This window comes from Plantibacter sp. H53, from assembly GCF_001650455.1.
GTDB classification, from domain to species: domain Bacteria; phylum Actinomycetota; class Actinomycetes; order Actinomycetales; family Microbacteriaceae; genus Plantibacter; species Plantibacter flavus_A.
Map to the genome: position 1 here is coordinate 123,805 of NZ_LWCT01000051.1, position 17,669 is coordinate 141,473.

Sequence of the window (17,669 nt, forward strand, 5' to 3'; positions counted from 1 at the left end):
ATGACTGACGAGAACCAGAACCAGAACCAGGACGATCCCATCATTCGCGACAAGCGACGGATCGACCCGGAGACCGGCGAGGTTCGTCAGCCTGGCACCGAGGGGGTTGACGCCGACGCGTCGGCCCCCTCGGGCGCACCTGCCGAATCCGCCGACGCCGACGCACCGGCCGCCGACGACGAGCTGACCGTCGAGGACATCCTCAACGCGGCTCCCGAGGAGCCCGTTCAGGGCGGCGACCTCTCCCCGGCCGAGCAGCTCGCTGCAGAACGCCTCGGCGACCTGCAGCGCGTCACGGCCGAGTACGCGAACTACCGGAAGCGCACCGAGGCCGGCCGTGAGGTGGAGCGCGAGCGCACCACCGGCGAGGTCGCCAAGGTCCTGCTCCCGGTGCTCGACGACCTCGACCGCGCTGAGAAGCACGGCGACCTCGAGGGTGACGCCCCCTTCACGCAGATCGCGGCCAAGCTCCGCGGCGCTGCCGAGAAGCTCGGGCTGAAGCCGTTCGGAGCGGTCGGCGAGACCTTCGACCCCAACGTGCACGAGGCCATCTTCCAGCAGCCCACGCCGGGCGCCGAGGGCGAGACCGTCCTCGACGTCGTGGAGACCGGGTACCACCTGGGCTCCACCCTGCTGCGCGCCGCGAAGGTGGTCGTCGCGGTCCCGGCGAGCTAGCCATGGCGAGTCAGGACTGGTTCGACAAGGACTTCTACAAGGTCCTCGGCGTCAAGAAGGACGTGACGCCCGCGGAGCTGAAGAAGGTCTACCGGAAGCTGGCCCGGCAGTATCACCCGGACTCCAACCCGGGTGATGCGAAGGCCGAGGCGAAGTTCAAGGAGATCAGCGAGGCCCACTCGGTCCTCGGCGATCCCGAGCAGCGCAAGGAGTACGACGCCGTCCGCGCCATGGGTGGTGGAGCCCGCTTCACCGCTCCGGGTGCCGGCGGCGGCCAGGGCGGCTTCGAGGACGTCTTCGGGTCGATGTTCGGTGGTGGCGGTGGTGGTGGCGGTCGCCAGAGCTACAGCTACCAGCAGGCTCCTCCCGGATACGAGGACATCCTCGGCGGCATGTTCGGCCAGGGTGGCTTCGGCCAGACCACCGGTGGCTTCCGGGGCTACGGCGGACCCACGCCCGGCCGCGACATCACCGCGCACACGACGATCGACTTCATCACGGCCACGCAGGGCGACACCATCTCCCTGCAGACCTCCGAGGGACGCACCATCAAGGTGAAGATCCCGGCGGGCGTGTCGGATGGACAGAAGATCCGCCTGCGCGGCAAGGGGCAGCCGAGTCCGGACGGCGGCGAACCCGGCGATATCGTGGTCACCGTGAGTGTCCGCAAGCATCCCGTGTTCGAACGCGACGGCCTGAACCTCCGTGTCACCGTGCCGGTCACCTTCGTGGAGGCCGCGCTCGGCGCCACGATCGAGGTTCCGACGCTCGGCGGCGACCCCGTCAAGCTGCGGGTCGCCCCCGGTACGCCGAGCGGTCGCGTCCTCCGCGTCAAGGGCCGCGGTGTCGCGACGACGAAGGGCACCGGCGACCTCCTGGCCGTCGTGCAGATCGTCGTGCCGGCGCACCTCGGCGGCGAGGCCAAGGAAGCACTCGAACGGTTCCACGAGCTGGAGCCGAAGGACAACCCCCGCGACGAACTCATCGCTCGGGCTCGGGGCTAGTAACCAGCAGCACACGGAAGGGCAGAGAGCATGGACGAGCATTCGCCGGTCTTCGCGATCGCGATGGCTGCCGAGCTCGCCGGCATGCACCCGCAGACCCTCCGGCAGTACGACCGGCTCGGTCTCGTGTCGCCGACGCGGACCGCCGGGAAGTCGCGCAGGTACTCGATGCGCGACATCGCCCAGCTCCGTGAGGTGTCCAGGCTCAGTGCCGAGGGCGTCAGCCTCGAGGGCATCTCCCGCATCCTGACCCTGGAGAACGAGGTCAGCTCGCTCCAGGGTCGGGTGCGGGAGCTCGAGCACGCGCTCGCCAACGCCCTGCTGCGGACTCCGGGCAACCGGGTGTTCGCCGCAGGCATGGAGGGGAGCGTCGTCCCGATGCGGAGCGGTACCCGCACCCGTCGCCGGACCGAGGTCGTCGTCTGGCGGCCGTCGCTCTCCGAATAGCCGACGAAAGCGCACTCGTGGTCGTCATCCCACATGGATGACGACCACGAGTGCGCTTTCGGGTGCGCGTAGGGTTGGGGCATGAGCGCGCAGCCCGTGGTGACGAAGCCGGACCCGGCGCAGACCGCACCCGCGACGGCCCGGAGGCGGCGCGGCGCCCGGCTGACCGGACTGACCGCCTACCCGCTCATGTACTTCGGTGTCGTCGCCGGCGTGCTTCCGCTGCTGACGCTCGTCGTGATCGGCGCCCCGATCCTCGTCGGCGTCCTGCTCGGTGCGGGCGAGGCCGAATGGGTCGACGGCTTCTCGCGCGTGTTCGGGTTCATCCTGCTCTTCCTCACACCGCCGTTCGGTGCCTGGGTGTGGGGGTACGTCGCGCTCGGGGTCGTCGCCTTCCTCGGTGGCATCGCCCTCAGCCTGCGGATCCTGCGGCGTCACGGCGTGCGTCGCGCAGGAGCCGTCACGCACTGGGGCATGTGGGCCACCGTCCCACTGCAGCTCATCTTCGCGGTCATCAGCCTCGTGATCGTGTTCGGTGCGATCGCGTCCGTCCGCGCCGAGGACGCCAGTGGCCTCGAGACCGTGCGAGCCTTCGGACAAGGCGTCGCCATCGCCACGGTCGTCAACCTCCTCGTCTCCGCCGGGCTCGGTGTCCTCGTCTTCCCGGCCGTCCTCCGAGCCGTGAAGGCGGAGAAGCCGGCTCGACGCGTCCGCAGACGGTGACGCCGTTCCTCGTATCGCCTGGCCGGTTACGCTGAGGGGATGCCCGAGTTCTCATTCGACGCGCTGCGCCGGTTCCCCGATCACGAGGCACCCAACCTCTTCGCCGTCGACGCGACCGATCGGCTCCTGCTCGACGAAGCGGCCGAGGCCCTGGCCGGGCGGGTGCCGACGCCCGGCGAGATCGTCGTCGTCGGCGACGCCTACGGGGCCCTGACCCTCGGCGCCATCGCGCTCCTGGGGGCGACGGACGTCCGGGTCCACCAGGACGCCGCCGTCGGAGAACGTGCCCTCGCAGCCAACGCCGAACGGCTCGGCATCGACGGCGGCTTCCGCAACCTGCCGCTCGGCGAAGAGCTGTTCTCCGGCGCATCGCTCGTCCTCCTCCAGTTGCCCAAGCACCTCGAGGCACTGCACGAGATCGCCGCCGCCGTGGCTCGTTGGAGCGCCGCAGACGTCCGCCTCCTGGCGGGTGGCCGGGTGAAACACCTGACGCCCGCGATGAACGAGGTCCTCGGTCGGAGCTTCTCGACCGTCACCGCGAGCCTCGCCCGGCAGAAGTCCCGGGTGCTCCGCGCCAGCGACCCGGTGACCGCCGCCGTCGAGGGAGAGCGTGACGAGGCCGACACCACGGCCTCGACCGCGCTGCGCACCGAGCACCATGCCGACATCGGCCTGACCATCGCCGCCGCCGGCGCGGCGTTCGCCGGCACGAAGCTCGACATCGGCACCCGCTTCCTGCTCGAGGCGCTGCCGGAGATCGCGCCCGACGCCCGGACGGCCATCGACCTCGGCTGCGGCACCGGCGTCCTCGCGGTGTCGCTCGCCATCGCCCGACCCGAGCTCATGGTCATCGCGACCGACCAGTCCGCCGCAGCGGTCGCCTCGACCACCGCGACCATCGCCGCCAACGACGACGCCGACCGCCGACTGGCCGAGCGCATCACGGTGCTCCGCGACGACGGCCTGTCGATGCAGCCGGACGCGTCAGCCGACCTCATCGTCCTGAACCCGCCCTTCCACAGCGGGACCACCGTGCACACGGGCGTCGCGCACGACCTGTTCGCCGAGGCCGGGCGTGTCCTGCAGCCGGGTGGCACCCTTGCCGTCGTGTGGAACTCGCACCTCGGCTACCGGGCGGCGCTCGAGCGGCTCGTCGGCCCGACGACGCAGCTCGCGCGCAACCAGAAGTTCACGGTGACGATCTCGCGCCCCCGGGCCGCCGGCGGGCCGCGTCCGTAACTCCTGCTGCTTGGACCGCTCGACGAGCACCGGCCGCTCAATCGCCGGCATCGTCGACAGTCCGGACGGGCGTTGCAGGAGTCATGTGCGTCAGGCGGCGTTCCAGAGGCGCTCGATGCGCGACGTCGCAGCCCGCGTCGGGGTGGTCCCGACGTCCCAGGTGCGGCGCCGAGTGTGCCCGTATGCTGGCCCGATGTCCGAGCCGCCCACCCCCGCAGACGGAGCGGGTCGCGACACACGCCGGGTGGACCAGCACGAACTGACCGCGGTCGAGCGCTGGATCGACGACCGGGCCAACCGGCTCCTGCGCGACGCCTCCGACGGTGGTGCGCGGGCGAAAGCCGTCGAGTTCCTCGTCTTCGGGGCGAAACAGGCGTGGGCGTGCATCTTCGGCGCAGCGATGCTCGCCGTGATCGTCGCCGCCCGCCTCTGGTACCCCGACGAGGTCTGGCTCGCCCGGAACGACGCGCTCGTCGTCGCTGCCATCGTCATCCAGGTGGTCATGATCGTCACCAGGCTCGAGACCGGTCGTGAACTCTGGGTGATCGTCCTGTTCCACGTCGTCGGGACGGGTATGGAGCTGTTCAAGACCGGGATCGGGTCGTGGGAGTACGACGGCGGCGGGGTCCTGCACCTCGGCTCCGTGCCGTTGTACACCGGGTTCATGTACGCGGCCGTCGGGTCGTACATGGTCCGCGTGTACCGGCTCTTCGACCTCCGGTTCGACCGCTATCCACGGGTGTGGCTCACGACGATCATCGCCGCTGGCATCTACGTCAACTTCTTCAGCCAGCACTACGTCGTCGATCTGCGATGGGTGCTGCTCGCTGCCGTCCTCGTCGTGTTCGCGCGGACGATGATGCACTTCCGCGTGTTCCGTCGGACGCACCGCATGCCCGTGCTGGTGGCGTTCCTGCTCGTGGCCTGCTTCATCTGGATCGCGGAGAACATCGGGACGATCACGGGCGCCTGGCTGTACCCGAATCAGGAGGACGGCTGGCAGCTCGTCCCGCTCACCAAGCTGGTGTCGTGGTTCCTCCTCATGATGATCTCGGTGGTGATGGTCACCTGGGTGTACCCGCCCAAGCGGCCCGATCACGTGCCGACCTGAGCCGCCTGCTGTCAACGGTTTCGGAGCGCGGTCCGCACACCGGGTAGGGTTCGGGAGTGAGCGGCCCGAGCCCGGTGATCGCTTGTCCCCTTCCGGAGAGCAGCCATGGCCCAGCGTCAGCCCCAGGATCCGCGATTCCGTGATCGTGGCGGCGCCCGGCCAGCCCCCATGCAGGCGGGTCACGTTCAAGCCGGCCCGGCCCGGCCCGCCCCGGCTCGACCTGCCGCCGGTCCACGACCGGCGTCACCGGCCGTCGGCATCTCCGTCCCGGCGGCGGCCGCCGCACCCCTCCCGCGGACGAACCACCTCTTCGCCGGAGCGCAGTTCGCGTTCATCGCCTCGATCCTGATGCTCGGGCTGTACATCGGCCTGACCTCGACCTGGACCCTGCTGGAGCCCGACTTCCTCATCGGGCTCTCCCTGACGGCCGCGGCCACGTCCCTGCTCTTCGCCGTGCCACCGTCCGGCGCGCTCCGCGGCCTGCTCGTGCTGGTGCCGACCATCGACATCCTCGCCGTCGGCTTCTTCCGCGACACCCTGCCGAACCTGCCGACGTCGGGTCTCCTCATCGTGATCCCGGTCCTCTGGCTCGCGGGTGGGTTCGGGGTCTCGGCCCTGCCCGTCCCGGTCTTCGGAGCGATCTTCGTCTCCCTCATCCCGGTGGCGCGCGCCGGTGCATGGCCGACGACGCCTGGCGGGTGGGGTGCGATCTGCATCCTGCCGGCGCTCGTCCTCATCATGACCGTCACCGTGCATCTGGCCGCGCGTCAGCTCCGCGCCCATGAGGGACGGGCGCGAATCGCCCTCGCCGCGGCGACGGAGGCGGCGGCCATCGCGACGACGGTCTCGGAATCCGTCGACGCCGCCGTCGCCTTCTTCCGGCCCGACGGCACGGCAGCGCTTCGCAACGAGGCGACGTACGAGCAAGCCGAATTGGCCGGGTTCGACCGGAAGACCCGCGCCGGTGTCCACGTGTACGGACCGGACCGGAAGACTCGGGTGTCGCCCGAGAAGCAGGTCATCAACCGGGCGCTGCGCGGGGAGAGCTTCCGCGGCGAACTGTATTGGATCGGCGAGCCGGGAGACCAGCGCGCCATCATCGGCAACGCGAGACAGGTGCACACCGACGACGGCACCTTCGTCGGCACCATCACGGTCGGGCACGACGTCACCGACCTCGCCAATGCGGTGGCGCTGCGCGAAGCGTTCCTCATCGACGTCTCGCACGAGCTCCGCACCCCGTTGACGTCGATCATCGGCTACCTCGACCTCCTCACCGAGGGACATGACCTCCGGCAGCTCGGACTGGAGCGCGAGGTCTCGACGATCCAGCGCAACGCGGAGCAGCTGTACGCAATCATCGGCGACCTGCTCGCGGCGGGGGACGCCGAGATGCGGGTGCGCATCGCCCTCACCGACGTCGCCGACATCGCTCGGGCGAGCGCGGCCGCGATCCTGCCGCAGGCGTCGGAGGCCGGTGTCGCCGTTCGGGCCGAGATCCCTCCCCACGTGGAACTGGAGGGCGACGGCGGCCGGCTCCGCCAGGTCCTCGACAACCTGCTGTCGAACGCGGTGAAGTACACCCCGCGGGGTGGACGGGTCGCGGTGACCGTCGCGGTGGACGGCGAGACCTGCACCGTCAACGTCGCGGACACCGGCATCGGCATCTCGCCGGACGACCAGCGGCAGCTCTTCGATCGCTTCTTCCGGGCCAGGGAGGTCCGCGACGACGCGCGGCCAGGCGTCGGCCTCGGGCTGTCGATCGTGAAGTCCATCACCGAGGCGCATCATGGCTGGATCACCGTGTCCAGCCGCCCGGGCCGCGGCTCCACCTTCACCGTGACCCTGCCGCTCCGCCAGCCGCGCGCCGGCGCACCGTCCGCTTCCTGAGTCGGACCCCGGCAGGGAGGCGCTTCGGTACACATCGTGGGAGGCTTGGAGGATGGCGCAGATCCTCGACCAGCCGATCGTCGACGAGGCGACCCTCACCATGCAGCCGTGGGTCACCATCGTGTGGAACGACCCGGTGAACCTCATGTCCTACGTCTCGCTCGTCTTCCGCAGCTACTTCGGTTACACGCACGAGGAGGCGGAGCGACTCATGCTCGCCGTGCACCACGAGGGCCGCGCGGTCGTCGCGACCGGCAACCGCGAGGAGATGGAGCGCCACGTCGAGGCCATGCACGGGTACGGGCTCTGGGCCTCGCTCGCGAAGGCCGACGCATGAGCGCCTTCGTCCGTCCGCCCGTCGGACCCGTCGTGCTCCGCCTCGACGAGCAGGAGACCTCGATCCTCGAGCAACTGGCGAGCCAGCTCGTCGACATGCTCGAAGACGCGACGCGCGCCGGGCTGGCGACCGCCGTGGAGCTCGACCCCGCCATGGCGCGACTGGTGCCGGAGGGGTACCGCGACGATCCCGAGGCCGCCGCGGAGTTCCGACGCTTCACCGCCGACGACCTCGTCGGCGGCAAGGTGACCGCGGCGCGGACCGTCCTGGCGGCGCTCACCACCGACGCGTCCGATGCGGCTCAGCCGACCGAGGTCCCGGCGGGGCACGAGGACGGTGCAGCCGTGACCCTCGAGGGTGAGACGGCCTGGACCTGGCTGCGGTTCCTCAACGACACCCGGCTCACCATCGCGGCTCGACTCGGCATCGAGGAGGACGACGTGGAGCCGTTCGACCCGGCTCCGACGACGTCGGACGACGAGCAGGATCCGCAGCTCATGATGGCGATCTACGCCTGGCTCGGGTACCTGCAGGAGTCGATCGTCGCCGTCCTCGACGAAGCCTGAGTCGCATCGCCGGACACCTCGGACCCTGGCGCCACGGGTAGCCTTGGTGACCATGCACATCCTCGTCTTCAGCGACCAGCACCCCGAGTCGTCCGGCGGGGCCCAGGTCTCGATCCGACTGCAGCGGCGCTTCCTGGAGGCCGCGGGGCACACCGTCACGGTGTGCTCACCGCGGATGCACCAGGCGCACGACGACGACCCGCACTACCTCGACACCCCCTCGATCCCCATCACGCTCGACCGCGAGTACTCGATGACCGTGCCCGGCCGGCTCACCGACCGCTGGCTCGACGCACGCCTGGCCGAGCTGCCCCCGGTCGACGTCGTGCACGTGCAGGCCGACTTCTGGCAGGCGCTCACGGCCTACCGCTACGCCGAACGGCACGGGATCCCGGCGCTCCACACCATGCACAACCGCATGGACGTCGGCATCGAGCAGACCATGCCGGCGCCGGGCCTCGTCGTCGGAGCCCTGTCCTGGTGGCAGCGCAGAGTCCTCCGGCCGCGGCTCTCGACCCTGCCCACGGGCGTCTGGTCCTACCTGCAGGAGTTCGCCAAGCGTGCTGCCGTCGTCATCGCGCCGTCGCACCACTTCGCACGCGTCCTCCGCGAGCAGGGCGTGACCGCCCACGCCGAGGTCCTGTCGACGGGCGTCGACGACGCGGTGCTCGACGAGATCCTCGACGAACGCGCGACCACGCTCCACGTGCCGCACCGGCTGCCGTCGTTCGTGTGGATCGGCCGCTTCAGCCAGGAGAAGCGGCTCATGGAGTTCCTCGAGGCGGTCCGGCTCGCGGACGTCGACGCGGTGTTCCGCCTCTACGGGGCCGGACTCCTGCTCGCGAAGGCCCAGGCGTTCGTCGCCGAACACGACCTCGCCGACCACGTCGTCTTCGCCGGACGTGTCTCCTACCCCGACTCGCTGCGCGCCATCGCCGACGCCGATGCGCTGGTGCAGACGTCGATCGGGTTCGAGACGCAGGGCATGACCGTGTTCGAGGCGGCCGCACTCGGCACACCGTCGATCATCAGCGACCCGAACATCGCGGCGGAGCTCCCCGCCGACTCGATGTGGCAGCCGACGGACGGTGGGGTCGAGGCGCTCGCCGAAGCGATCCGCCGCGCCGTCGCCGACGTCGAGGCGGGTACCGCGCCCGTCGTCGCACCGGGCCTCGCCCGCACCCTGCGCCAGTCGACGCAGACCACCCGCCTCATCGCCCTGTACGAGGCAGCCCTGGCGCCGGAGGCCGCGCGCTAGCATCGGCTCATGCGCAGGACATCGAAGCAGCAGCCCGGGCCGGACGGCGGCGAACGCGTCCTGATCCTCTCGGCCGGGGTCGGGTCCGGACACAACAGCGCCGCCGCCGCCGTGGACCAAGCGTGCGCCGGGCGTCCCGACGTCACCGAGGTCGAGGTTCTGGACGTCCTGCAGGCGAGTACCTCCCTGTACCGCGACGTCCTCGGCAAGGGGTACTTCGTGCTCGTCGAGGAGACGCCCTGGCTCGTGGAGTGGGGCTACGACCTCAGCGACGCACCGTTCCGTCGTCGCGGTCCGCTCGACCCCTGGACGCGGGCGAACGCGATGCCGGTGGTGAGCGCGATCAAACGCTTCAGGCCCACGGCGATCATCTGCACCCACTTCCTCCCGGCCCAGTTGCTGGCCTCCCTCATCCTGCGAGGCGCCGTCGACGCCAGGACCGCGGTCGTCACCACGGACTACGACTTCCAGGGGCTGTGGCTGACGAGCGCCTTCCACGCGCTCTTCCTCGCGCGGGAGGAGGGACGGGTCCAGCTGACGGCCCTGGGGCTCCCGCCCGACCGGGTCGTGGCTTCGGGGATCCCCATCGCCGCCCAGCCGAGCGGCCCGGCCGAGCGCGACCCGGCGGCACCGCCCATGTTGCTCATCTCGGCCGGAGCGTCCGGCGGTGACTACGCGCTCGCGGTCGTCCGACAGACACTGCACCTCCGGTCGCCGTTCACCGCCACGATCGTGTGCGGGCGGAACGAGGCGCTGCGGCGGAGCGTCGAGGACCTCATCGCGCCCGGCGGCGACCGCTACACCGTGCTCGGCTTCACCGACGAGATGCCGCAGCTCCTGCGCCGAGCCGACCTGTTCATCGGCAAGCCCGGAGGACTGTCGGCGTCGGAGTGCATGGCCGCCGGTCTGCCGATGGTGCTCGTGAACCCCATCCCCGGGCAGGAGGTGCGCAACGGCGACTACCTCATGGAGCAGGGCGCCGCCGTCCGGTGCAACACCGCGACGACGATCGGGTGGAAGATCGACGGGATCCTCGGCGAGCCGGGGCGACTGGAGCGGATGCAGGCCGCAGCCCGACGGGTCGGTCGCCCCGACGCGGCTCGCGACGTCGTCGACCGGCTGCTCGACGGACCGGCGCGACCGTTCGTCGTGACCCGGGCGGCGCAGAAGACGATCTTCGACGCGAGCGCGCGGCGGGTGGTCGCGAGCGAGCTCGAGGGAGAGTCGGCCCTCGTGCGTCTCGTCGACCCGGCGGCGTCCAGCACGGTGGCGCTGCTCCGGGCCGGTGAGCTGGACGACCTGCAGCAGCGCTACACCGGGCCGGACGGCACCCTCGTGCTGCGACGCGACGACGCCGTGCTCTCCGTCCGGCGTGACACGCAGCGTCTGCTCCGCGCCGTCCTCGGACGTGACGACGAGCTCGCCGTGCGGGTCGAGGGCCTCGCCGACCTCGAACCGGCCGGCCCGAGCTGATCGGATCGGATCAGCCGACGGAGTCCGGCAGTCGGGCGGGGTCGTCGTCGAGGTCGCTGTCGCCGGCCCGCAGCGGGACCGCCGCCGCCCAGGTCGACGGGCTGTGCTGGGCGGCCTGCAGGGCCCAGTCGCCGGCGCGGGCCGACCAGCGGCGGGTGACCGGGTCGCGTTCGAGCGTCGGTGTCGGATCGAGGACGACCAGGACGACGCGTTCCTCGCCCGCCTGCAGGGTCACCTTCCGGAACCCGAGGAGCTGGGCGACCGGTCGATCGAGTGCGGTGTCGGCGGCGTAGAGCTGGACGACGGTCGACCCCTCGCGGAGACCGGTGTTCGTCACGAGGACCTCGGCGGTCCCGCCGGTGTCCTCGAACCGGTGCCCGAGCAGGCGGTGGTCGATCGTCGTGTACCCGAGGCCGAAGCCGAACGGGAAGGCCGGCGTGTGACCCTCCTCGTCCAAGCGTCGCTGGCCCCAGCGGTCGTCGTACACGACAGCTTTCGCCTCGCGGTCGAACGGCGGCAGGTGTGCCGGATCGGTCGGGATCACGAAGGGCAGTCGCCCGCCGGGCTCGACCACACCGGTCAGGACGTCGGCGAGCGCTCGACCGCCCTCCATCCCGCCGTACCAGGCGAGGACGAGGGCCGGGACGCGGTCGCGCCAGGCCTCGGTGAGGATCGCGCTCCCGCCGATGAGCACGACGACCGTGCGCGGGTTGGCTGCGGCGACGGCCAGGATGAGGCGTTCGTCCGAGGGTCGGAGGCGGAGCGAGGTGCGATCGCCGCCGCGCACGAACCGCGACGCCAGGTGCGCGACGCCGGTGATCGCGCTGCGGAGTCGACCCGAGTCCAGGGCCGCCCCGAGGACGCCGACGTCGACGCCGCCGGTGACGACCGACTCGCCCTCGTCGTGCTGGTCGAAGCCGACGACGACGACGGCCGTGTCGGCGGCCGCCGCCGCTACGACCGCGGCCCGCACGTTCCCGGCCGGGGTGCTCGTGATCTGCGTGTCGGGGAGAGCCTCACGGAGCCCCTGCAGCGGCGAGACGGTGGTCGGCGGACGGACGCGCGACGAGCCGTGGTCGCCGAGGTTCGCCCGGTCCGCGAGACGGCCGACCACCGCGATCCGACGGGTCGTCGCCGACAGGGGGAGGAGCGGTGCGCCGTCGTCGACCGGGCGGTTGGCGAGGAGCACGATCGACTCCTCGGCGACGTGCCGGGCGAGCGCGCGGTGGGCCGAGCCGGCGACGACGTCCGCCGAGGGCTGCGGTTCGGCGCGGGTCGCGGCGTGCAGGAGGGTCGTCCGCAGGATGCGCCGAGCCGAGCGCAGGACGGTCGCGTGCTCGAGGGTGCCGGACCGCAGGGCGGCGGGCAACTCGTGCGCCCGTCGCAGGCGGAGCGGCATCTCCACGTCCATCCCGGCCTCCAGGCTGCCGACGGCGTCGTGCGTGCCGAAGACCCAGTCGCTCGTGACGAAGCCGGTGAAGCCCCACTCCTCCCGCAGCACGTCCGTGAGCAGCGGACGGTTGACGTCCATGTACTCGCCCCGCACGCGGTTGTAGGCGCTCATGACCGAGTCCGCGCCGGCGTCGATCACGGCCTTGAAGTGCGGCAGGTAGACCTCGTGCAGCGCGTGGTCGTCCACGGAGACGTCGACCTCGAACCGCTCGTCCTCCATGGAGTTGAGCGCGAAGTGCTTCACGCACGCCATCGTGTGGACGCGGACGCCGCGGGTCATGGCCGACCCCATCCGGCCTGTCAGCACCGGATCCTCGCCGTAGCACTCCTGGGCGCGGCCCCACGCGGGATGGCGGAGGAGGTTGACGCATACGGACGCCGAGTAGTTCGCCCCGCGGATCCGCGTCTCCGCACCGATCGCCTCACCCACCTGCTCCTCGAGCACCGGGTCCCAGGTCGCCGCCCGCGCCATCGTCACGGGGAACGCGGTGGACTCGCCGATGACGACCCCGCGGGCGCCGTCACTGAACCGGATCCCCGGGATTCCGAGCCGCGGGACGGCTCCGGCCACGAACGGACGCCGGTGGAGCAGCACGGGGATCAGCGGGAGGAGTCGGCGCGGCGAGTCGCCGTCGAGCAGCCCCAGGAGTTCCGCGTCGGTCAGCCGCTCGATCAGTCGTTCGGCGCCTGCGTCGGCGTCGAGGCGTCCGGCGCGGATCTCCCGCACGACCTCGTCGTAGGTGTCGCCCTCGGGTGGTCCGCCTGCGCGGCGCTGCTTCGGCGGACGCGCGTTCCGGCGCCCGGTGACGATTCCCATGCTCTGCATTCTGCACCCTCGACCGGCATGCTGAGCCCCGACAGCCGACCGCACGATCAGCCGCGCGGCGGAGGACACCTCGGCGGGCGCCTGCGAGGATGGGACGATGTCGGGACACGAGGGGGAGTCGGTTGCCGCGCTGCAGCCGCTGATCGAGGCGGACGGCGTCGGAGCGGTGATCGACGGGGAGACCCTGCTGGCGCCCACGGACATCCGGGTCGAGCCGGGGATGGCGCTCGCCGTCCGGGGGCGGAACGGATCGGGCAAGACGACCCTGTTGCGGATCCTCAGCGGACGGCTGCGTCCGTCGAGCGGGACGGCGACGATCGGCGGCCGGACCATCGACGACCGCGACCGCACGGTGCGTCGCTCCGTCTCAGCCCTCATCGGCACCCCGGCCTACGCGCCGGACCTGACGCTGCGTGAACACCTGCGCTACATCTCGACGACGTGGGGTGTGACCGGGCAGGCGGCGGACGACGCGGCCGACGAGCTGCTCGCGGCCCTGCGCATCGACACGCTCGCGCGCCGCTTCGCCACCGAGCTGTCTTCGGGTCAGTCGCAGCTGTTCGCCCTGGCGACGGCGCTCGTCCGGCCCTTCGACGTCCTCGTGCTCGACGAACCTGAGCAGCGCCTCGACGCCGAGCGGCGTGGCCTCGTCGCCGACCGCATCCTGCTCGCGAAGGAGCGCGGGGCGGCGATCGTCTTCGCGAGCCACGACGCCGGGCTCGTCGAACGGGTCGCGGACGAGGCGATCACGGTCGAAGCCCCGTGAGCACCGGCTCCGGGCGCATCACGCGCGACGACCGTCGGATCCTCCGCGCCGGCCGGGCGGTGCTCGCCGCGCGCGACGGGCGTCCGCGGCTCACCGATGTCGCGTTCGTCGTCTACGCCGGGCTGCTCGTCGCACTCATCGTGGGCGCTCCGCTCGTGCGGTTCGCAGTCCTCGGACTGATCGAGCCGGATGCCGCGGGTGTCGTGGCTGCCGTCCGGCCCGGGGCGGTCGCGCTGCTCTCGGCGATCGCGACGATCGTCGTCGTGCTCGGGGGTCGGACGAGGGGACCGGTCGTGCCGAGGCCTGCGGCGGTGCAGTTCCTCGCCGATTCGCCACTGCCGCGTCGGCTCACGCTGCGTCGTCCCTTCGTCGCATCCATGCTCGTACTCGGGGCGCTCTCGCTCCTCGTGGCCGGGGTGGTCGGCTTGTCGCGACTCCTGGTGCCCGGGGAGCGGGCGACCGTCTCGGCCGGAGTGGCCGCCGACACGGCCTCGGTGATCGGTATGACCGGACCGACCGTGCCCGCCGCCGTGGTGGCGTTCGTGATCGGTGCCGTGGGCTTCTCGCTGCTCCTCGCGGTGGCGTGGCTGCTCGGTCAGCACGGTTCGCGACGGACGGTCGCCGCCGTCGTCATCGTCGCCGGTGCGGGCGGAGTGCTCGGTCTCCTCGTCCCCGGCATGCTGCTCGTCTCCCCGTGGGGTTGGCTGGGCCTCCTCTGGTCGCCGGTCGCGGGCGGCGTCGAGAGCATGGTGCTCGGTGGCGCACTCGCGACGGGGGACTGGGCGGGGCTCTTCACCTGGGGTGGCGGCGGTGGCTGGTTCGCGTCGGTGGGGGTGCCGGTGTCCTGGTGGCCGGCGGTCGCGCTCGTCGTGCTCGGGGCGGTCTCCCTCCTGCGCGTCCCGAGGGCACTGGACGGACTGCGGAGCGGACCCCTCCTCGACCAGGCGCTGCGCTGGCAGCGGGTCGGGATGATGCTGCAGAGCGGTGACGCCTCGGGTGCCGTCGGCGGGCTGCGAGTCTCCCCGACGAGCGGTCGCCGTGTCCCGCTGCGGATGACCGGGCCGTTCTGGCTCGTCGTCCTCCGGCGGTCGATCGTCGGAGCTCGGCGGACACCCGGGCGGGTCGCCCCCGGTTCCCTCGTCCTGGCGGTGTCCGGTGCGGCGGTCGGTCTGTCCTTCGGGCTCCCGGACGGTGTGCGGTGGATGCTAGCCGTCCCCGCGGCGTTCCTCGCCTACCTCGCCGTGGGCGTCTGGTGCGACGCCGTGCGGCACGGGGTCGAGAGCGCCGGGACGCCGACGCTCTACGGCCGGAGCCCGCGGTCGCTCGTCTTCGCCGGAGCCGTCGCCCCGCTGCTGGCCGCGGTCGTGATCGGTGGGGTCGGTGCCCTGCTCGGGGTGCTCGCCTCCGCGGCACCGGGCGGGATGACCCTCCTCCAGCCGCTCGGGTGGTGGCTGCTGCTCGCGGTCTGGATCGTCGTGCTCCGCACGTTCGACGCCGCGAAGGGACCGCTGCCGATCCTGCTGCTCATGCCCGTCCCGACGCCGTTCGGCGACGCCTCCTCGCTGAACGTCCTGCTCTGGCAGTCGGACGCCGTCCTGCTGTCGCTCCTCGTCGGCGGTGGGCTGACGGCGATGGCGCCGGTGGCGCCGGGCGCGGCCGTCGTCCTGCTGGTGGGAGTGCTCGTGATCGTCGCGGCGCTGGGGTTCGCGCGGCTGCGGAAGTTGTCCCGGCCGGCCTGAGCGGCGGCGCGTGCAGCGCGAGGACAGGACAACAGCGCGAGAGCCGGACGGAAGACGCGATTCCGTCCGGCTCTCGCGCGGATCTCCTGCTGTGGTGCTGGTGGGCTGAACCCTACTTCGCGACCTTGGCGGCGGCCTCGGCGAGCTTCGGGACGAGCTGCTCGAGGACGACGGGGATGCTGAGCACGGACGCCGCGCTGTAGGCCTGCGTGAGCTCGTCGGCGGGGTCGAGGACGATCGCGCGACCGTCCTGCACGACGGGGAGGCTCGCGAGGAGCGGGTCGGCGGTGGTGTCCGCTGCGCTGAACCCGATCGGGAGGAGGACGGCGACGTCGGCGTCGAACGCGGACACCTGCTCGGCGGAGACCGCCGCGTAGAAGCCGGAGGCCTCGAGATCGAGGACGGCCGGGTTCTGCTGGAAGCCGAGGTCGGCGAGGATGTCGAAGCGACCGTCACCCTCGAGGTAGGCGCCGTAGGCGTCGCCGAACTTCGTCGCGGCGACGGTGGTGAGCCCCGCGAACTCCTGGTGCAGGTCGGCGGCCTCGTTGATCGACTGCTTCGTGGCGGAGACGAGCGCGTCACCCTCCTGGGTCTTCCCGAGCGCGGCGGCGACCTGCTCGAGCTGGACGTCCCACGGGGTCGCGAACGCGGCGGTCCCCTTGGGTGCGAAGACGGTCGGTGCGATCTCCGAGAGCCGCTCGTGCTGCTTCTCGTCACCGGCGGAACGGGTGTTGAGGATGAGATCGGGTTCGAGCGCCTGGATCTGCTCGTAGTTGACGGTGTCACCGCTGTCCTCGATGATCTCGGGGGTCACGTCGCCGAAGAGGTCGGTGGCCCACGGGCCGACGGCCTTGTTGTCGGCGCCGAAGGACTGCCAGTCGTACACACCGACGGGCACCACGCCGAGGGAGAGCGCCATCTCCGCGTCGGACCAGCCGAGGGCGACGACGGTGAGGTCGCCGGCGGGTTCCGGGACGGTCACCTCGCCGAACATCGTGTCGACGGTGCCGAGCGTGCCGGTGGAGGCGTCGTCGGTGGAGGACCCGGCGGTGCAGCCGGCGAGGGCGAGGCCGGCGACCGCGAGGGCGGCGACGGCGGTGAGGGTGCGGGGCATGCGGCGCATGTTCTGCTTTCCGTTGAAGACGTGGGGTATGAGGTAAGCCTAAGCTTCCCAAGTCACGTCCCGGTAACGCTTGTGCTTCGGCCAGCGCGGTGCGCTGACGTGAGCGCGGGTCACTGACGCGAGCGCGCCCCTCCGGAGACCCGCGGTCACGTCCCTTGGGGTGCGCTCACATCAGCGCACCGCGCTGGCACGCGGACCAGTTTGTGCGACATATGTCCGTGTAGGCATATCTGCTCTGTGGATAACCCTGGACTGGAGTCTGGGCGCGCTTAGCGTCGAGGGATGCCACAGACCTCTCGCGCTCGCTCCGCCTCCACGATCGTTCTCACGGCGGGACTGCTCGCCCTCACCGCGTGCACCGGACCTGAACCTACGCCGCCACCGAAGAACTCGCCGCCGGTCTTCGAGAACGAGGAACAGGCGCTGGCGGCCGGCACCGAGGCTTACGAGAGCTACTTGGGTGTGTGGAACCGGGTCGTCGCAGATGGCGGAGTCGATGCTGCTCGCATCGATGAGGTGACGACCGGAGAGCTCCGAACATTCGAGAACGAGAGCCTGTCCAAGCTCAAGGAGCTCGGATGGACGTTCTCCGGCGCGGCTTCGCTGGAGGTGTTCACGATCAGCGACTGGTACTCGAAACCTGACGCAGCGGGCGTCCTCATCGTTGGATCCGCCTGCGTGGACATGACTGGCCTGCACGCAATGGATGGGGCAGGAGAGTCGGTCATCAAGCCTGAACGCCCAGCGAAGCGCACCTGGGCAGTTCATATTGCTCCGGGTGCTGCTGATCAACCGCCCTACGTGCTGGCGAAGCACGAAGTCATCAAGGAGGGGTCCTCATGCGGAGAGTAGGTACTGCGCTGGCCGTCGGGCTCATGCTTGTGGGCGGCGTCAGGTTAGCATCCGCCGCCGTCGCCGCCAGCTGCGATGCTGGCGGGGCCATTTCGGGCGCTTGCATCGGCAACGGTTCGGTCGACATCGGTGGCAGCGTCGAACGCCCTGGCACCGGCGGTGGTTCCGGTGGCGGGACGGGCGGAGGG

Annotated in this window: 16 protein-coding genes and 1 pseudogene; 15 read left to right on the forward strand and 2 right to left on the reverse strand. The window is 71.3% G+C overall.

Translation table 11 applies throughout. The annotated features are described in order from the left end of the window. From A4X17_RS18705 to A4X17_RS18755, 11 genes are all read left to right on the forward strand, one after another. Entirely contained in the window at positions 1-675 is a 675-nt protein-coding gene (locus tag A4X17_RS18705; RefSeq protein WP_064297154.1) for a nucleotide exchange factor GrpE, read from the forward strand. A 2-nt stretch (positions 676-677) separates the two neighbouring features. Beyond that, the gene (locus A4X17_RS18710; RefSeq protein ID WP_064297155.1) at positions 678-1,679 is read left to right on the forward strand and encodes a DnaJ C-terminal domain-containing protein; all 1,002 of its coding nucleotides are present in this window, start codon (positions 678-680) and stop codon (positions 1,677-1,679) included. Positions 1,680-1,709: 30 nt separating this feature from the next. Continuing rightward, positions 1,710-2,126: a heat shock protein transcriptional repressor HspR gene (locus tag A4X17_RS18715; RefSeq protein WP_064297156.1), complete on the forward strand. Its 417-nt coding sequence runs from the start codon at positions 1,710-1,712 to the stop codon at positions 2,124-2,126. Positions 2,127-2,207: 81 nt separating this feature from the next. Beyond that, entirely contained in the window at positions 2,208-2,849 is a 642-nt protein-coding gene (locus A4X17_RS18720; RefSeq protein WP_064297157.1) for a hypothetical protein, read from the forward strand. A 39-nt stretch (positions 2,850-2,888) separates the two neighbouring features. Next, positions 2,889-4,088: a methyltransferase gene (locus tag A4X17_RS18725; RefSeq protein ID WP_064297158.1), complete on the forward strand. Its 1,200-nt coding sequence runs from the start codon at positions 2,889-2,891 to the stop codon at positions 4,086-4,088. Positions 4,089-4,281: 193 nt separating this feature from the next. Continuing rightward, positions 4,282-5,199, forward strand: coding sequence for a DUF817 domain-containing protein (locus A4X17_RS18730; RefSeq protein WP_064297159.1), 918 nt, complete (start codon positions 4,282-4,284; stop codon positions 5,197-5,199). A 168-nt stretch (positions 5,200-5,367) separates the two neighbouring features. Then, a complete protein-coding gene (locus tag A4X17_RS18735; RefSeq protein WP_064297160.1) occupies positions 5,368-7,089 on the forward strand; it encodes a cell wall metabolism sensor histidine kinase WalK in 1,722 nt (573 codons plus the stop codon). Positions 7,090-7,141: 52 nt separating this feature from the next. Further along, the gene (gene clpS / locus A4X17_RS18740; RefSeq protein ID WP_056009029.1) at positions 7,142-7,426 is read left to right on the forward strand and encodes an ATP-dependent Clp protease adapter ClpS; all 285 of its coding nucleotides are present in this window, start codon (positions 7,142-7,144) and stop codon (positions 7,424-7,426) included. After that, complete coding sequence (locus A4X17_RS18745; protein ID WP_064297161.1) at positions 7,423-7,992, forward strand: DUF2017 family protein; 570 nt, start codon at positions 7,423-7,425, stop codon at positions 7,990-7,992. The genes clpS and A4X17_RS18745 overlap by 4 nt, the downstream gene beginning before the upstream one ends. Positions 7,993-8,044: 52 nt before the next feature. Continuing rightward, positions 8,045-9,250, forward strand: a complete 1,206-nt coding sequence (locus tag A4X17_RS18750) for a glycosyltransferase (protein ID WP_064297162.1) — start codon at positions 8,045-8,047, stop codon at positions 9,248-9,250. A gap of 9 nt (positions 9,251-9,259) precedes the next feature. Next, the gene (locus A4X17_RS18755; protein WP_064297163.1) at positions 9,260-10,723 is read left to right on the forward strand and encodes a glycosyltransferase; all 1,464 of its coding nucleotides are present in this window, start codon (positions 9,260-9,262) and stop codon (positions 10,721-10,723) included. A 10-nt stretch (positions 10,724-10,733) separates the two neighbouring features. Here A4X17_RS18755 and A4X17_RS18760 read toward each other — a convergent pair whose 3' ends face one another. Then, the gene (locus A4X17_RS18760; RefSeq protein ID WP_064297185.1) at positions 10,734-12,992 is read right to left on the reverse strand and encodes a beta-glucosidase; all 2,259 of its coding nucleotides are present in this window, start codon (positions 12,990-12,992) and stop codon (positions 10,734-10,736) included. Positions 12,993-13,098: 106 nt separating this feature from the next. Here A4X17_RS18760 and A4X17_RS18765 point away from each other — a divergent pair, with 106 nt between their 5' ends. Both A4X17_RS18765 and A4X17_RS18770 read left to right on the forward strand, forming a co-directional pair. After that, positions 13,099-13,767 carry an ABC transporter ATP-binding protein gene (locus tag A4X17_RS18765; protein WP_064297164.1) on the forward strand — a complete coding sequence of 223 codons (669 nt, stop codon included), beginning with the start codon at positions 13,099-13,101 and terminating at the stop codon, positions 13,765-13,767. Next, positions 13,764-15,506 (forward strand): hypothetical protein, encoded by a 1,743-nt coding sequence (locus A4X17_RS18770; protein WP_064297165.1) that lies wholly within the window; start codon positions 13,764-13,766, stop codon positions 15,504-15,506. Before A4X17_RS18765 ends, A4X17_RS18770 begins: the two co-directional genes overlap by 4 nt. A gap of 112 nt (positions 15,507-15,618) precedes the next feature. Here the strand turns inward: A4X17_RS18770 and A4X17_RS18775 are convergent, their stop codons facing one another. Next, complete coding sequence (locus tag A4X17_RS18775; RefSeq protein WP_197479120.1) at positions 15,619-16,620, reverse strand: ABC transporter substrate-binding protein; 1,002 nt, start codon at positions 16,618-16,620, stop codon at positions 15,619-15,621. Positions 16,621-16,911: 291 nt separating this feature from the next. Here A4X17_RS18775 and A4X17_RS18780 point away from each other — a divergent pair, with 291 nt between their 5' ends. Further along, positions 16,912-17,481: a hypothetical protein gene (locus A4X17_RS18780; protein ID WP_064297167.1), complete on the forward strand. Its 570-nt coding sequence runs from the start codon at positions 16,912-16,914 to the stop codon at positions 17,479-17,481. Beyond that, positions 17,469-17,669: pseudogene (locus tag A4X17_RS19750) on the forward strand (hypothetical protein); the annotation flags it as partial. The gene A4X17_RS18780 and the pseudogene A4X17_RS19750, both read left to right, overlap by 13 nt.

What these genes read in the sequence shown, in the direction of transcription:
- A4X17_RS18705 (WP_064297154.1), top strand. Translation starts at nt 1, where the DNA reads ATGACTGACGAGAACCAGAACCAGAACCAGGACGATCCCATCATTCGC.
- A4X17_RS18710 (WP_064297155.1), top strand. Translation starts at nt 678, where the DNA reads ATGGCGAGTCAGGACTGGTTCGACAAGGACTTCTACAAGGTCCTCGGC.
- A4X17_RS18715 (WP_064297156.1), top strand. Translation starts at nt 1,710, where the DNA reads ATGGACGAGCATTCGCCGGTCTTCGCGATCGCGATGGCTGCCGAGCTC.
- A4X17_RS18720 (WP_064297157.1), top strand. Translation starts at nt 2,208, where the DNA reads ATGAGCGCGCAGCCCGTGGTGACGAAGCCGGACCCGGCGCAGACCGCA.
- A4X17_RS18725 (WP_064297158.1), top strand. Translation starts at nt 2,889, where the DNA reads ATGCCCGAGTTCTCATTCGACGCGCTGCGCCGGTTCCCCGATCACGAG.
- A4X17_RS18730 (WP_064297159.1), top strand. Translation starts at nt 4,282, where the DNA reads ATGTCCGAGCCGCCCACCCCCGCAGACGGAGCGGGTCGCGACACACGC.
- A4X17_RS18735 (WP_064297160.1), top strand. Translation starts at nt 5,368, where the DNA reads ATGCAGGCGGGTCACGTTCAAGCCGGCCCGGCCCGGCCCGCCCCGGCT.
- clpS (WP_056009029.1), top strand. Translation starts at nt 7,142, where the DNA reads ATGGCGCAGATCCTCGACCAGCCGATCGTCGACGAGGCGACCCTCACC.
- A4X17_RS18745 (WP_064297161.1), top strand. Translation starts at nt 7,423, where the DNA reads ATGAGCGCCTTCGTCCGTCCGCCCGTCGGACCCGTCGTGCTCCGCCTC.
- A4X17_RS18750 (WP_064297162.1), top strand. Translation starts at nt 8,045, where the DNA reads ATGCACATCCTCGTCTTCAGCGACCAGCACCCCGAGTCGTCCGGCGGG.
- A4X17_RS18755 (WP_064297163.1), top strand. Translation starts at nt 9,260, where the DNA reads ATGCGCAGGACATCGAAGCAGCAGCCCGGGCCGGACGGCGGCGAACGC.
- A4X17_RS18760 (WP_064297185.1), bottom strand. Translation starts at nt 12,992, where the DNA reads ATGGGAATCGTCACCGGGCGCCGGAACGCGCGTCCGCCGAAGCAGCGC.
- A4X17_RS18765 (WP_064297164.1), top strand. Translation starts at nt 13,099, where the DNA reads ATGTCGGGACACGAGGGGGAGTCGGTTGCCGCGCTGCAGCCGCTGATC.
- A4X17_RS18775 (WP_197479120.1), bottom strand. Translation starts at nt 16,620, where the DNA reads ATGCCCCGCACCCTCACCGCCGTCGCCGCCCTCGCGGTCGCCGGCCTC.
- A4X17_RS18780 (WP_064297167.1), top strand. Translation starts at nt 16,912, where the DNA reads ATGCCACAGACCTCTCGCGCTCGCTCCGCCTCCACGATCGTTCTCACG.